Source organism: Streptomyces sp. NPDC003023, assembly GCF_042888225.1.
Taxonomy (GTDB): Bacteria; Actinomycetota; Actinomycetes; order Streptomycetales; family Streptomycetaceae; genus Streptomyces.
This window is the reverse complement of the sequence record NZ_JBIAPL010000006.1, coordinates 12768-26345: the sequence shown is the minus strand read 5'-3', so window position 1 is coordinate 26345 and position 13578 is coordinate 12768. Positions and strand designations below refer to the sequence as shown.

At 70.8% G+C, this 13578-nt stretch carries 14 protein-coding genes; 11 read left to right on the top strand and 3 right to left on the bottom strand.

From position 1 onward, the window contains the following. Window positions 1–59: 59 nt before the first annotated feature. Window positions 60–245: a hypothetical protein gene (locus tag ACFYV1_RS20495; RefSeq protein ID WP_389396941.1), complete on the bottom strand. Its 186-nt coding sequence runs from the start codon at window positions 243–245 to the stop codon at window positions 60–62. Between the two features lie 168 nt (window positions 246–413). Here ACFYV1_RS20495 and ACFYV1_RS20490 point away from each other — a divergent pair, with 168 nt between their 5' ends. The 3 genes from ACFYV1_RS20490 to ACFYV1_RS20480 are packed head-to-tail and all read left to right on the top strand — an operon-like array spanning window position 414 to window position 2724. Further along, a complete protein-coding gene (locus ACFYV1_RS20490) occupies window positions 414–773 on the top strand; it encodes a histidine triad nucleotide-binding protein (RefSeq protein ID WP_389396940.1) in 360 nt (119 codons plus the stop codon). Window positions 774–788: 15 nt separating this feature from the next. After that, a complete protein-coding gene (locus tag ACFYV1_RS20485; protein ID WP_389396939.1) occupies window positions 789–1697 on the top strand; it encodes a ribonuclease Z in 909 nt (302 codons plus the stop codon). Window positions 1698–1722: 25 nt separating this feature from the next. Then, window positions 1723–2724: an adenosine deaminase gene (locus tag ACFYV1_RS20480; RefSeq protein ID WP_389396938.1), complete on the top strand. Its 1002-nt coding sequence runs from the start codon at window positions 1723–1725 to the stop codon at window positions 2722–2724. Window positions 2725–2804: 80 nt separating this feature from the next. On the opposite strand, the gene ACFYV1_RS20475 is transcribed toward ACFYV1_RS20480, so the two are convergent. Beyond that, window positions 2805–4079 carry a YncE family protein gene (locus ACFYV1_RS20475; RefSeq protein WP_389396937.1) on the bottom strand — a complete coding sequence of 425 codons (1275 nt, stop codon included), beginning with the start codon at window positions 4077–4079 and terminating at the stop codon, window positions 2805–2807. A gap of 152 nt (window positions 4080–4231) precedes the next feature. On the opposite strand from ACFYV1_RS20475, the gene ACFYV1_RS20470 reads away from it, so the two are divergent. After that, entirely contained in the window at window positions 4232–4879 is a 648-nt protein-coding gene (locus tag ACFYV1_RS20470; RefSeq protein WP_389396936.1) for a TetR/AcrR family transcriptional regulator, read from the top strand. A gap of 36 nt (window positions 4880–4915) precedes the next feature. Here ACFYV1_RS20470 and ACFYV1_RS20465 read toward each other — a convergent pair whose 3' ends face one another. After that, window positions 4916–6214 (bottom strand): glucarate dehydratase family protein, encoded by a 1299-nt coding sequence (locus ACFYV1_RS20465; protein WP_389396935.1) that lies wholly within the window; start codon window positions 6212–6214, stop codon window positions 4916–4918. A 184-nt stretch (window positions 6215–6398) separates the two neighbouring features. Between ACFYV1_RS20465 and ACFYV1_RS20460 the strand changes: the two genes are divergently transcribed. The 7 genes from ACFYV1_RS20460 to ACFYV1_RS20430 all read left to right on the top strand — a co-directional run bounded on the left by ACFYV1_RS20460 (window position 6399) and on the right by ACFYV1_RS20430 (window position 13453). After that, window positions 6399–7532, top strand: coding sequence for a carbohydrate kinase family protein (locus ACFYV1_RS20460; RefSeq protein ID WP_389396934.1), 1134 nt, complete (start codon window positions 6399–6401; stop codon window positions 7530–7532). A 271-nt stretch (window positions 7533–7803) separates the two neighbouring features. Beyond that, the gene (locus ACFYV1_RS20455; protein WP_389396933.1) at window positions 7804–9819 is read left to right on the top strand and encodes a PhoH family protein; all 2016 of its coding nucleotides are present in this window, start codon (window positions 7804–7806) and stop codon (window positions 9817–9819) included. 12 nt (window positions 9820–9831) lie between these two features. After that, window positions 9832–10329, top strand: coding sequence for an rRNA maturation RNase YbeY (gene ybeY, locus ACFYV1_RS20450; protein WP_389396932.1), 498 nt, complete (start codon window positions 9832–9834; stop codon window positions 10327–10329). Further along, window positions 10326–11627, top strand: a complete 1302-nt coding sequence (locus tag ACFYV1_RS20445; protein WP_389396931.1) for a hemolysin family protein — start codon at window positions 10326–10328, stop codon at window positions 11625–11627. The genes ybeY and ACFYV1_RS20445 overlap by 4 nt, the downstream gene beginning before the upstream one ends. A gap of 4 nt (window positions 11628–11631) precedes the next feature. Beyond that, window positions 11632–11988: an MmcQ/YjbR family DNA-binding protein gene (locus tag ACFYV1_RS20440; protein WP_389396930.1), complete on the top strand. Its 357-nt coding sequence runs from the start codon at window positions 11632–11634 to the stop codon at window positions 11986–11988. A 128-nt stretch (window positions 11989–12116) separates the two neighbouring features. Beyond that, window positions 12117–13103: a helix-turn-helix transcriptional regulator gene (locus ACFYV1_RS20435; RefSeq protein WP_389396929.1), complete on the top strand. Its 987-nt coding sequence runs from the start codon at window positions 12117–12119 to the stop codon at window positions 13101–13103. Further along, window positions 13100–13453 (top strand): cytidine deaminase, encoded by a 354-nt coding sequence (locus ACFYV1_RS20430; RefSeq protein ID WP_389396928.1) that lies wholly within the window; start codon window positions 13100–13102, stop codon window positions 13451–13453. Before ACFYV1_RS20435 ends, ACFYV1_RS20430 begins: the two co-directional genes overlap by 4 nt. Window positions 13454–13578: the final 125 nt, after the last annotated feature.

The following is a 13578-nucleotide window of genomic DNA, read 5'->3' as shown; positions in this document are numbered from 1 at the left end:
GGGACCGGGGCCGACAAGCGCCCGCGGTCACCAGCCTGAGACCGGGGCGGAGGCGCGTCTCACGGCGTGCCCCGGGTGACGGTGACGGCCCGCATCGGGCAGACGAGCGGCTGCCCTCCGGGCGTCGTCGCGCAGGTGTCCGAGGGGGCGGCCTCGTACACGAGGCGGTCGTCGTCGTCGAAGGAGAAGATGTCGGGCGCGGTGCCACCCGCCCGCCACCGCTGAAGCTGAACGGGGCCGGGCATCGACCCGGGCCCCGGGCACCGACCCCGGTCGGTCGTCACCGGTGCGGTCGTCACCGGTGCGGTCGTCAACAGGTCCCGGCATCAACCGGTCCGGGCATCAACCCCGGTCCGGGCACCGGCCGATACGATGCCCCTGCAAGTCGTCAAAGCACCAGGAGGGACCGGGGCATGGCCGGAGAACCGCAGGCTGACTGCCTGTTCTGCAAGATCGTCGCCGGGGAGGTGCCCGCGACCGTCGTACGCGAGACGGAGACCACCCTCGCCTTCCGCGACATAAACCCCCAGGCCCCCATCCACGTCCTCGTGATCCCCAAGGCGCACTACAAGGACGCCGCCGCCCTCGCCGCGGCCGCTCCGGATCTCGCCGCCGACGTGCTGCGCGAGGCGGGTGAGGTCGCCGCCGAAGAGAAGACGGCGGACAGCGGCTACCGCGTCGTCTTCAACACCGGTTCCGGCGCCGGTCAGACCGTCTTCCACGCCCATGCGCACGTGCTCGGTGGCCGCGGCCTCGAGTGGCCGCCCGGATAACGGGAAGCCGGCGCCTTGTCCGTACGCGAACTCGTGGTGCTCGGCACTGCCAGCCAGGTCCCGACCCGGCACCGCAACCACAACGGCTACCTCCTGCGGTGGGACGGCGAGGGTCTCCTCTTCGATCCCGGTGAGGGCACCCAGCGCCAGATGCTGCGCGCCGGTGTGTCCGCGCACGACATCAACCGGATCTGCGTCACGCACTTCCACGGTGACCATTCCCTCGGCGTCGCCGGTGTGATCCAGCGGATCAATCTGGACCAGGTCCCGCACCCGGTGTCCGCGCACTACCCGAAGAGCGGGCAGCGCTTCTTCGACCGCCTGCGGTACGCGACGGCGTACCGGGAGACGGTGAAACTCGTGGAGGCCCCCGTCTCGGCCGACGGTGTCGTCGCGCGGACCGGCGCGTACACCCTGTACGCGCACAGGCTGTCCCACCCGGTCGAGTCGTACGGCTACCGCCTCGTGGAGCCGGACGGCCGCCGGATGCTGCCGGGGAAACTGGCCGCGTACGGCATCAAGGGCCCGGACGTCGGCCGGATCCAGCGCGAGGGCGCGCTCGGCGGTGTCACCCTCGACGACGTGAGTGAGGTGCGCCGCGGGCAGCGGTTCGCCTTCGTGATGGACACCCGGCTCTGCGACGGAGTCCGCACGCTCGCGAAGGACTGCGACATGCTCGTCATCGAGTCGACGTTCCTCGACGAGGACGCGCAACTGGCGGCCGACCACGGTCACCTGACGGCAGGCCAGGCGGGCGGCGCGGCCCACGAGGCGGGCGTGCGCCACCTGGTGCTGACCCACTTCTCCCAGCGCTACACCGATGCCGCCGCCGAGTTCGAGCGGCAGGCGAGAGCGGCCGGTTTCGACGGCGAGGTGACCGTCGCCAAGGACCTGTCGCGCGTCCCCGTACCCCGGCGGTCCTGAGGCGGCACCGGCCTAGGATGGGATCATGTCGCTCCCCAAGGCCGAACTCCACCTGCATGTCGAAGGCACCCTGGAACCCGATCTCGCCTTCGCGCTCGCCGCGCGCAACGGTGTCGCGCTGCCCTACGCGGACGCGGAGGAGCTGCGCCGCGCCTACCTGTTCAAGGACCTCCAGTCGTTCCTCGACCTGTACTACGGGCTGATGGTGGTGCTGCGCACGGAGGAGGACTTCGCCGACCTGGCGGACGCCTACCTGGAGCGCGCGGCCGCGCAGGGCGTGAGGCACGCGGAGATCTTCTTCGACCCGCAGGCGCACACGGCCCGGGGCGTCCCGTTCGGCACGGTCGTGGAGGGGCTGGCCCGTTCGCTCGACCGGGCGGAGGAGCGGTACGGCGTCTCCACCCGGCTGATCATGTGCTTCCTGCGGGACCAGCCGGCCGAATCGGCGCTCGCGACGCTCGAGGCGGCGAAGCCGTATCTGCACCGGATCACCGGCGTGGGCCTCGACTCCGCCGAGGCCGGCCACCCGCCGGCGAAGTTCCGCGAGGTGTACGAGGCGGCCGCGGCGCTCGGCCTGCGCAAGGTCGCGCACGCCGGGGAGGAGGGGCCGCCCGCGTACATCAGGGAGGCACTGGACGTCCTCGGCGTGGAGCGGGTCGACCACGGGCTGCGCTGCATGGAGGACGAGGAGCTGGTGACCCGGCTGGCGCGCGAGCGGATCCCGCTGACGCTGTGCCCGCTGTCCAACGTACGGCTGCGGGCCGTGGACGTGCTGGAGGACCATCCGCTGGGGCGGATGATGGAAGCCGGGCTGATGTGCACGGTCAACTCCGACGACCCGGCCTACTTCGGCGGCTACGTCGGCGACACCTTCCACGCGGTGCACGAGGCGCTGCGGCTCGGTGACGAGCAGCTGCGCGAACTGGCGCGCAACTCGTTCCTGGCGGCGTTCCTGGACGACGACGAGGAGCGCCGCGCCCGGTATCTGGCCGAGGTCGAGGCGTACGAGTTCGAGCACGACGGGTAGGAAGGTCCGGACCGGCCCCGTGCCGGCCGGTCCGGACCCGCTCCGGTGAGCCCCTCACGCCACTGGTGCCGGGAGGGGCACTAGCGTGCGGCGGGGCCGGTCCAGGTGGCCGGCACATGGGCGATGCGCACCCGCTGCGGATGGTCCCCGACGGACACGGTCGCCACCTTCTTCCCGGTGGCGAAGTCGATCGCGGTGACGGCGTCGGAGCCGCTCTCCGAGATGACGCACGACTTGCCGTCGCCGCTGACCGTCGCCCAGTAGGGCTTGGAGGCGGTCACGGGCGGGCTCTCCTGCAAGGTGGCCCGGTCGACGACGGTGACGTAGTCGTCCATGGTCCCCGCGACGCAGAGCTTGTCCCCCTTGGGGCTCATGGACATGCCGTGGTGGCGGGAGTCGTTGACCCAGGTGGTGCGGTCCTCGCTGGTCGCCGGGTTCTTGGGCAGTGTCTTCACCCTGGTGACCTTGTCGGTGGCCACGTCGTACTCGACGAAGCCGTTGAAGAAGGACACCTGGAAGTACAGCTTGGACTCGTCCGGGGTGAGGGCGACGGGCCTGATGGAGTCGGAGAGGTCCTCGCGGCCGAAGGCGTCGAGCCGTTCGCGCATGTCGATGACCTTCACCTGCTCGAAGGTGCGGGTGTCGACGACGGTGATGCGTCGGTCGCCCTTGGTCCAGTCGAGCCAGGGAGCGTCGAGCGCGGTGTTGACCTCACCGATGGACATGTTCCACAGGTACCTGCCGCCGTCGGTGAAGACGTTCTCGTGCGGCTTGTCCCCGGTCGCGAACGATCCGGTCTGTTCGCCGGTCACGATGTCGAGGACGTGCACCGTGTTGGACGTCGACGCGGAGACGGCGACGTGTGTGCCGTCGGGGGAGACGGCCATGTGGTCGGAGCGGAAGCCCGAGACGGGGAACCGCCAGTTGATCTCTCCGGTGGCGAGGTCGACGGAGACCACGTCGGCGAAGCTGGGACGGGAGACGACCATGGCCGACCCGTCGGGGGTCGAGTACATGTCGTCGACGAACTGGTCGTGTCCTTCGCCGGGGCCCTGGCGGATGCCGAGGAAGAAGGCCAGCTTCACCGGGTTGAGGTAGATCTCCTTGAGCCGTTCCTCCTTGTCGGGGATGACGTCGACGCGTCCGATCCTCGCGAAGTCGCCCCGGGCCTCGATGACGTCGGCGGTGCCGTCCCAGTTGTTGCCGACGAACATCACCTCTCGCAGTCCTGCCGGGCCCGCGGAGCCTTCGGGGCCGGTCGTGTCCGCTGCGGTCGCGGTGACCGAACCGGTGCAGGCCAGGGCCAGGGCGGCGACGGCCGCACCCACGGCCCGCCTGGTGCTGGACAGAGACATCTCGTTCCTTCCGCGGTGGCGGCCCCATGCGCGGGCAGCAGTCTGAAAATGTGACCGTTCAGATTTGGCTACTGGAAAGTAACGAGGGGTGGCAGGCTGCACAAGACCCCGGACACGTGAAAATGAGTCCGCGATCGACGAGGGAGGCGCCCGTGGCGGGCAGGTTCAGACAGCCGACCGGCCGTTACGGCGGCAGGTCCGCCGAGGAACGCCAGGCCGAGCGGCGTCGCCGGTTCCTCGACGCCGGCCTTCAGCTCTTCGGCGACACGCCGGGCTACCGGGCGACGACCGTCGCCGCGCTGAGTGAGGCGGCCGGACTGTCCACCCGGCAGTTCTACGAGGAGTTCCGCACCCTCGAGGACGTGCTGGCCGCTCTGCACCTCCAGGTCAACGACTGGGCGGAAGAGGCGGCGCTCGCCGCGCTCGCGCAGGCCGCACCACTGCCGGTGGCGGAGCGCGCGGCGGCGGTCTTCCGCGCCTACGCGGCGAACGTGACGGGTGATCCGCGGCGCATCCGGATCACTTTCCTCGAGATCATCGGGGTCAGTCCGCAGATGGAACGGCAGCGGCTGGCGCGCCGGTCCCGCTGGGTCGACTTCATCTGCGCGGAGGCGGCGCGGGCGGTCGAGCGCGGCGAGGCGGAGCCGCGCGACCACCGGATCGCGGCGGCGGCGTTCATCGGCAGCGTCAACGGGCTGCTCCACGACTGGACAGCCGGATGGGTGGACGCGACGCTCGACGAGATCGTCGACGAACTGGTCCGGATGCTGCTGGGCATCCTCCGCCCGGTACCCCTGTGACGCCTGCAGTTCAGCCGGCTGGACACCCGGCCCCGCTCACCAGCGGGGCACCACCGGCGTGGTCCACCCCGGTTCGGCCACCCGCATCGCCGCCGCGTCGTCCCGCTCGCGCATCGTCCCGTCGTCGTCCAGCCAGCGCCGGTGCAGCCGGGCCAGCCTGTCGCGGTCGAGCTCGACGCCGAGTCCCGGCAGGTCGCTCACCGCAAGGCTCCCGTCCCTGAAGGCGAGCCGCTCGGTGATGACGTCCTCGGTCTGCCAGGGGTAGTGGCTGTCGCACGCGTGGTCCAGGTTCGGTACGACCGCGGCCACATGCGTCATCGCGGCCAGACTGATCCCGAGGTGCGTGTTGGAGTGCATCGAGAGACCCACGCCGAACGTCCGGCAGACCGCGGCCAGTTCGCGGGTGGCCAGCAGCCCGCCCCAGTAGTGGTGGTCGGACAGGACGATCCGCACGGCGCCGCGCGAGAACGCCTCTGGAATCTCGTCGAACGTGGTGACGCACATGTTCGTCGCCAGCGGCACGTCCGTGCCGGCGGCCACCTCCGCCATCCGGGCCGTGCCGCTCGCCGGATCCTCCAGGTACTGCAGTACGTCGCCGAGCCGGCCCGCGACCTCGAGCGAGGTCGCGACCGACCAGGCGCCGTTGGGGTCGAGCCGAAGGTGCCGTCCGGGGAACGCCTCCGCCAGCGCGCGTACGGCGGCGACCTCCTGCTCGGGTTCGAAGACGCCGCCCTTCAGCTTGAAGGAGGTGAAGCCGTACTCGCGGGCGAAGCGCCCGGCCTGGGCGACGATGCCGTCCGGGTCGAGCGCGGCACCCCAGTCGTCGGACTCGCCCGCGCCGCCCGGGTGTTCGGCCCAGCGGTAGAAGAGGTACGCGCTGTAGTCGACCCGGTCGCGCACCTTGCCGCCGAGCAGGGCGTGCACGGGCAGTCCGAGACTCTTGCCGAGTGCGTCGAGGCAGGCCACCTCGAAGCCCGACACCACCGACAGCCGCAGTTTGCCGGCGGTCTGCACGCCGCGGAGTCCGCCGACGTCGACGGCCTCCGCGCCCGTCGCCTCCGGGGAGTCGCCGCAGACGCGTGCGGCCAGCCGGTGCAGCCCGTTGACGTCGGAGACGGACCGGCCGGGCAGCGCGTCGGCCAACGGCGCGGCCAGATCCAGGTACTTCGTGTCGCCGTAGGTCTCGCCGACACCGGTCACACCGCCGGCCGTGACGACCTCGACGATCAGCCGCGGTGTGTACGGCTGGTGCACTCCCTGAGTGTTCAGCAGCGGGGGGTCGGCGACCAGGATCGGGGTGAGCCGTACCTCGGTGATGGTCAGGTCCTGCCCCATGGCTGGCTCCTCGCAGAGGTTACGTGCACGTATGAGAACAGAGATTAAGTAGGCGAACGCCCGAGCGTCAACGGTGCCGCAGTCCCGCCCCGCGCGCCATGGGGGCGAGGACATCGCCTGCGCCCCCGTGTCGGTGCCGTCCGGCAGACTGGCTGGAACTGCACCACGTACGGGAGCGCACACGGTGACCACTCGCAACGGAGACCAACTGCCGCGGCCGACCTGCCCCGACCCCCTCGCGGGCACCTGCCTCGATCCCCTCGCGGGCGTCCGGACGCCCGCGGATCCCGACTGCGACGTGTACCTCACCGGCAGCGTCTTCCTGGACATCGTCTTCACCGGCCTCGACTCCGCCCCCGTCCGCGGCACCGAGTCATGGGCCCGCGGCATGGGATCCAGCCCCGGCGGCGTCGCCAACATGGCCACCGCACTCGCCCGCCTGGGCCTGCGCACGTCCCTGGCCGCGGCCTTCGGGGACGACCACTACGGCGAGTACTGCTGGGACGCCCTCGAACAGGGTGAGGGCATCGACCTGACGCTGTCCCGCACCGTCCCCGGCTGGCACTCCCCGGTCACCGTCTCCATGGCGTACGAGGGCGAGCGCACCATGGTCAGCCACGGCCACGAGGCCCCGCCCCCTGAGCCGGCGCCCGACTGCCCGCCCCCCGCCCGCGCCGCGGTCGCCTCCCTCGCCCCCGGCACCCGCGCCGAGTGGATCGCGCAGGCCGCCCGCACGGGCACCCGGATCTTCGCCGACGTCGGCTGGGACGACTCGGGCCGCTGGGATCCCGACGACCTGACCGACCTGGAGCACTGCGAGGCCTTCCTGCCCAACGCCGCGGAGGCGATGCGCTACACCCGCACCGACTGCCCGCGCGCCGCCGCCCGCGCCCTGACCGACCGGGTCCCGCTCGCCGTCGTCACCCTCGGTGCGGAGGGCGCCTACGCCGTGGACGGGGCCACCGGCGAGAGCGCGGCGGTCCCCGCGATCCAGGTGGAGGCGCTCGATCCCACGGGAGCGGGAGACGTGTTCGTGGCCGGATTCATCACCGGGACACTGGCGGGCTGGCCCCTCGCCGACCGGCTCGCCTTCGCCGGCCTCACCGCCGCCCTGTCGGTGCAGGAGTTCGGCGGATCGCTCTCCGCGCCAGGCTGGTCGGAGGTCGCGGCCTGGTGGCAGCACGTCCAGGCGGCGCCCGGCCAGGACCCGGCCGCACTGCGCCGCTACGGCTTCCTCGAGCGCCTGCTGCCCGCGCCGGCCAGGCCCTGGCCACTGCGTCGCGCGGTGCCGACGATCGGTTTCGGCCGCTCGGTCTGAACCGCTGTCTGAGCCGCTGTCTGAGCCGCTGGCGAGGGGGCCGCGGAGGAGAGCGAAAAGCCTTCGGCCCTGTCAGTCGCACGACGTACTCTGGGTCCAGAGGTTGTCGAGCGGCGAGAACCCCGCAACGGGAGGTATGTGCAGGCCACAGAGCCGGCCCATGACTCACACACCCACAGACCAGACACGCTCCCAGCGCCCTGATGGCGCGGGGGGACCTCCAGCGCCGGGCCAGGCGCGAGCCCACTTCACCGTCCCCGCCAAGCATCCGATGGTGACGGTCCTCGGCTCGGGTGACGCCCTGCTGCGCGTGATCGAGCAGGCCTTCCCGGCGGCCGACATCCATGTCCGGGGAAATCAGGTCAGCGCGGTCGGAGACGCGCGGGAAGTCGCTCTGATCCAGCGCCTGTTCGACGAGATGATGCTCGTGCTCCGCACCGGGCAGCCGATGACGGAGGACGCAGTGGAACGCTCGATCGCCATGCTCAGAGCGGCCGAGGAGGGCTCGGGGGACGCCGTGCCCGAGACCCCGGCAGAGGTACTCACGCAGAACATCCTCTCCAGCCGCGGCCGCACCATCCGCCCCAAGACCCTCAACCAGAAGCACTACGTCGACGCGATCGACAAGCACACGATCGTCTTCGGTATCGGTCCCGCGGGCACCGGCAAGACCTATCTCGCCATGGCCAAGGCCGTTCAGGCGCTGCAGTCGAAGCAGGTCAACCGCATCATCCTGACCCGCCCCGCCGTGGAGGCCGGTGAGCGCCTCGGCTTCCTCCCCGGCACGCTGTACGAGAAGATCGACCCGTATCTGCGGCCGCTGTACGACGCGCTGCACGACATGCTCGACCCCGACTCCATCCCGCGCCTGATGGCGGCGGGCACGATCGAGGTCGCGCCCCTGGCCTACATGCGCGGCCGCAGTCAACCTGTCTTCACGAATGTGTTGACGCCGGACGGCTGGCGTCCCATCGGTGACCTTCAGGTGGGTGATCTGGTCATCGGCTCCAATGGTGAGCCGACGCCCGTCCTCGGTGTCTACCCGCAGGGCGAAAGGGACGTCTACCGGGTCTCCGCCCAGGACGGCTCCTGGACCCTCTGCTGCGGCGAGCACTTGTGGACGGTCCGTACGGCTTCGGACAAGCGCGGGGACAAGCCGTGGCGTGTCCTGGAGACCCAGGAAATGATCGGCGACCTGCGGGCTGCCCATGCCCGCCGGTACGAGCTGCCACTGCTCACAGCGCCTGTGGAATTGCCGGAGCGCGAGGTTCCGATGGATCCGTACGCGCTGGGTCTGCTGCTCGGGGACGGCTGCCTCACCGGGTCCACTACACCGACCTTCTCCAGCGAGGATCGCGAACTCGCCGAGGCGCTGGAAGGAGCGCTGCCCGGCGTAATGGTCCGGGCGAAGGGCGGTCCGGACTACGTCCTGAACAGGGCCAAGGCACCCGGCGACGTCGTCACCTTGGAGAACCCCGTGACGGGGATACTCCGACAGCTCGACCTCCTCGGTACCCGGTCCCACTCGAAGTTCGTCCCGGACCAGTACCTGTCCAACTCGTCCGAGATCAGGCTCGCGGTTCTCCAGGGGCTGCTGGACGCCGACGGCGGTCCGGTGACGCAGAAAGACCGTACCTGCCGGATCCAGTACTCGACCACATCGATCGTCCTCCGCGACGACGTGATCGCGCTGGTCAGGTCGCTCGGCGGTGTCGCGTACACCCGGCGTCGCGAGGCCGAGGGGCGTCCGCAAGGCAGCGCTCTGGGCAAGCACCGCTACGACTCCCACGTCGTCGACATTCGCCTTCCCGAAGGCATCGAGCCTTTCCGCCTCGCTCGCAAGCGGGACGCGTACCGCGCGGCCGGTGGTGGCGGTCGACCCATGCGATTCATCGACTCCATCGAGCCCGCGGGGCGAGAGGAGACGGTCTGCATCCAGGTCGCGGCCGAGGACTCGCTGTACGTCACGCAGGATTACCTGCTGACGCACAACACGCTCAACGACGCGTTCATCATCCTCGACGAGGCGCAGAACACGAACCCCGAGCAGATGAAGATGTTCCTCACCAGGCTCGGTTTCGAATCGAAGATCGTGATCACCGGCGACGTGACCCAGGTCGACCTGCCGGGCGGCACGAAGAGCGGGCTGCGTCAGGTCCAGGACATCCTGGACGGCGTTCCCGACGTCCACTTCTCACGGCTCACGTCGCAGGATGTCGTTCGGCACAAGCTGGTCGGCCGTATCGTCGACGCGTACGAGAAGTACGACGGCCAAAACGGGAAGTAGTCAACGCGCACCATGTCGATCGACGTCAACAACGAGTCCGGAGCCGAGGTCGACGAGCAGGCGATCCTCGACATCGCCCGCTACGCCCTCGCGCGGATGCGAATCCACCCGCTCTCCGAGCTCTCGGTGATCGTCGTGGACGCGGAAGCCATGGAGCAGCTGCACATCCAGTGGATGGACCTGCCGGGTCCGACGGATGTCATGTCCTTCCCGATGGACGAGCTCCGTCCGCCGGTCAAGGACGACGAGGAGCCCCCGCAGGGGCTCCTCGGTGACATCGTGCTCTGCCCCGAGGTCGCCAAGAGGCAGGGCGAGGAAGCCCCGACGCAGCACTCCATGGACGAGGAGCTCCAGCTCCTGACCGTCCACGGAGTGCTGCACCTGCTCGGTTACGACCATGAAGAGCCCGACGAGAAGGCCGAGATGTTCGGTCTGCAGGCCGCGATCGTCGACGGCTGGCGGACGGAGAAGGGCTTCACCGGCCCCTCCCCGGCGCCGACCGTCTCATGACCGGTCAACTGATCGTCGGCGCCGTCGCCCTGGTCGTCGTCGCCTGGCTGGCCGCCTGCGCGGAGGCCGGCCTCGCCCGCGTCTCCAGTTTCCGCGCCGCTGAGGCCGTACGGTCCGGGCGGCGCGGCGCCGAGAAGCTGGAGCAGGTCGCCGCCGACCCGACCCGCTACCTCAACGTCGCCCTGCTGGTGCGGGTGGCCTGCGAGATGGCGGCCGGCGTGCTCGTGACCTATGTCTGCCTCGAGGAACTCGACGAGACCTGGTCGGCACTGCTCGTCGCCATCGCGGTGATGGTGCTGGTGAGTTACGTCGCCGTCGGCGTCTCCCCGCGCACCATCGGCCGCCAGCACCCGCTCAACACGGCGACCGCCTCCGCGTACGTGCTGCTGCCGCTGGCCCGCGTCATGGGCCCCGTACCGCAGCTGCTCATCCTCATCGGCAACGCCCTGACGCCCGGAAAGGGCTTCCGCAAGGGACCGTTCGCCTCCGAGGCCGAGCTTCGGGCGATGGTCGACCTGGCGGAACAGGAGTCGCTGATCGAGGACGAGGAGCGCCGCATGGTGCACTCCGTCTTCGAGCTGGGTGACACCCTGGTCCGCGAGGTGATGGTGCCGCGCACCGACCTCGTCTCCATCGAGCGCTACAAGACCGTCCGCCAGGCACTGACCCTCGCACTGCGCTCCGGGTTCTCCCGTATCCCCGTCACCGGGGAGAACGAGGACGACATCGTCGGCGTCGTCTACCTCAAGGACCTGGTCCGCAAGACCCACATCAACCGCGACGCCGAGGCCGACCTGGTCTCCACGGCGATGCGGCCCGCCGTGTTCGTACCGGACACGAAGAACGCGGGGGACCTGCTGCGTGAGATGCAGCAGAAGCGCAACCACGTCGCCGTCGTCATCGACGAGTACGGCGGCACGGCGGGCATCGTCACCATCGAGGACATCCTCGAGGAGATCGTCGGCGAGATCACCGACGAGTACGACCGCGAGCTGCCGCCGGTCGAGGAACTGGGCGACAGCCGTTTCCGTGTGACCGCCCGCCTCGACATCGGCGACCTCGGGGAGCTCTACGGTCTCGGCGCCGACGAGCTCGACGACGAGGACGTGGAGACGGTCGGCGGCCTGCTGGCCAAGGCGCTCGGCCGGGTACCGATCGCGGGCGCGGCGGCCGTCGTGGACCTGCCGGACGGACGGGCCCTGCGGCTGACGGCGGAGTCCCCGGCCGGCCGCCGGAACAAGATCGTGACGGTGCTGTCGGAGCCGGTGGAACCGGTGCCGGAGGAGCGGAGCGGGTGACGCGATGAAGGCGCAGCAGCTGAGGGCGTTCTGTCTGGAATTCAACGCGGCGGTGGAGGAGTTCCCCTTCGGGCCGGAGACGTCGGTCTTCAAGGTCCTGGGCAGGATGTTCGCCCTCAGCGCGCTGGACTCGACGCCCCTGACCGTCAACCTCAAGTGCGAGCCGGACCTCGCGGTGCAGCTGCGCGCGGAGCATCCGGGCGTGATCCTGCCCGGCTGGCACATGAACAAGAGGCACTGGAACACGGTGACGGTGGGCCGCCTCCCGGACCGGACGGTGCGGGAGCTCGTCGAGGACTCGTACGACCTGGTGGTGGCGGGCCTGCCGAAGGCGGACCGGCTCCGCCTCGACCACCCGTAGGCCCTCCCGGGACCCGCCCCGCCCCTGGAGCACGGCCACGGGCACCACCCCCGGCGGCCGAACCGGCCCTGGGGAGCGGGAACTTATCCTGTTGGCCGCACCACCAGCCGGACGTACAGGGGGAGTACATGGCCACGCCGACCGGACAGGGCGCCACGCAGGCCATGAAGGCGCACCGCCTGGGCGAACTGCGCGAGTTCCTGATGAGCAGGCGTGCCCGGATCACACCCGCGCAGGCGGGCCTTCCGGCCGGCGGCGCCCGTCGCCGTACGCCGGGGCTGCGACGGGAGGAGGTCGCGGTCCTCGCCGGCGTGGGGGTCTCCTGGTACCAGTGGCTGGAGCAGGGACGCGACATCAGCGTCTCGCCGCAGGTCCTGGACTCGGTCGGCCGCGTGCTCAGGCTCAGCAGTGCGGAACGCCGCCACCTCTACGTCCTCGCCGGTCTCAACCCGCCCGCACCGGAGGTCGATCCGGGCGACCGGGGCATGTCTGCCGGACTGCGGCGGCTGATCGACGCGTGGATGCCGTACCCGGCGCACATCATGGACGCCTACTGGAACATCGTCGTGTACAACGACGCCGCGGCAGCGGTGCTGGGGATGCGACCCGGCATCGTGCAGAACTGCCTGATCGCCTACTTCACGGACCCCGTCCACCGTTCCCGCAGCTCCCGCTGGGAGGAGATCGCGCCGCAGGTCGTCGCGCAGTTCCGTGCCGCGTGTTCGGAGCATCCCGACGACGAGGGCTTCCCGTCGCTGATCGCGGAGGCGAAGGCGGGCAGCGCCGAGTTCGCCGAGCTGTGGGAGCGGCGCGACATCGCGCCCGGCGGGCAGATCCGAAAGGAGTTCGAGCATCCGCTGGTGGGCCGGTTGATCCTGGAGTCGACGCAGCTGAGGGTGCCGGCCCGGCCGGACCTGGTCATCGTGATGCACACGCCGCTGGCGGACCCGGTGGCCGATCCGCCGGGTGCGACGGATTCGCCGGACGTGTCGGACCCGGCGCACACGACCGACACGGCGGCGAAGCTCGCGTGGCTGGCGAGCCCCGAGGGCCGGCGCGGATCCGTGTATCCGCCGGCGGGCCGGTCCCGGAGCCGATCTATGCTCGGGGCATGACGCAGAGTTCCGACCTCGGCCCCGAGGACCGCAAGATCATCACGCTGGCGCGCAGCGCCCGGGCCCGCAACGGGGTGCCGGAGGGCGCCGCGGTGCGCGACGAGACCGGCCGCACCTATGTCGCCGGGACGGTGTCCCTGGACTCGCTGAAGCTCAGTGCGCTGCGGACCGCCGTCGCCATGGCCGTGGCCAGCGGCGCACAGTCGCTGGAGGCCGCCGCGGTCGTCTCCGAGGCCGAAGCCGCCTGTGACGAGGACCGGGCGGCGGTGCGGGACCTGGGCGGCGCCGGTACGCCGGTGCTGCTGGCGGGCCCGGACGGGGAGCTGAAGGCCGCCGTCACGGCGGGCTGAGACCGCCGCACCAAGGTCTCGCGCCGGGCCACGAGGGTGTCCGCGGTGCATGACCCCCGGCTCCCGCCGCCGGCGACCGCGGCGGGCATGAGCTCCCGGTGGGCGGCGAAGCCCGTCGGCGGCCC

Coding starts and splice junctions, on each gene's coding strand:
- ACFYV1_RS20495 (WP_389396941.1), bottom strand. CDS start 245: ATGCCCGGCCCCGTTCAGCTTCAGCGGTGGCGGGCGGGTGGCACCGCG.
- ACFYV1_RS20490 (WP_389396940.1), top strand. CDS start 414: ATGGCCGGAGAACCGCAGGCTGACTGCCTGTTCTGCAAGATCGTCGCC.
- ACFYV1_RS20480 (WP_389396938.1), top strand. CDS start 1,723: ATGTCGCTCCCCAAGGCCGAACTCCACCTGCATGTCGAAGGCACCCTG.
- ACFYV1_RS20475 (WP_389396937.1), bottom strand. CDS start 4,079: ATGTCTCTGTCCAGCACCAGGCGGGCCGTGGGTGCGGCCGTCGCCGCC.
- ACFYV1_RS20465 (WP_389396935.1), bottom strand. CDS start 6,214: ATGGGGCAGGACCTGACCATCACCGAGGTACGGCTCACCCCGATCCTG.
- ACFYV1_RS20455 (WP_389396933.1), top strand. CDS start 7,804: ATGGTGACGGTCCTCGGCTCGGGTGACGCCCTGCTGCGCGTGATCGAG.
- ybeY (WP_389396932.1), top strand. CDS start 9,832: ATGTCGATCGACGTCAACAACGAGTCCGGAGCCGAGGTCGACGAGCAG.
- ACFYV1_RS20445 (WP_389396931.1), top strand. CDS start 10,326: ATGACCGGTCAACTGATCGTCGGCGCCGTCGCCCTGGTCGTCGTCGCC.
- ACFYV1_RS20440 (WP_389396930.1), top strand. CDS start 11,632: ATGAAGGCGCAGCAGCTGAGGGCGTTCTGTCTGGAATTCAACGCGGCG.
- ACFYV1_RS20435 (WP_389396929.1), top strand. CDS start 12,117: ATGGCCACGCCGACCGGACAGGGCGCCACGCAGGCCATGAAGGCGCAC.
- ACFYV1_RS20430 (WP_389396928.1), top strand. CDS start 13,100: ATGACGCAGAGTTCCGACCTCGGCCCCGAGGACCGCAAGATCATCACG.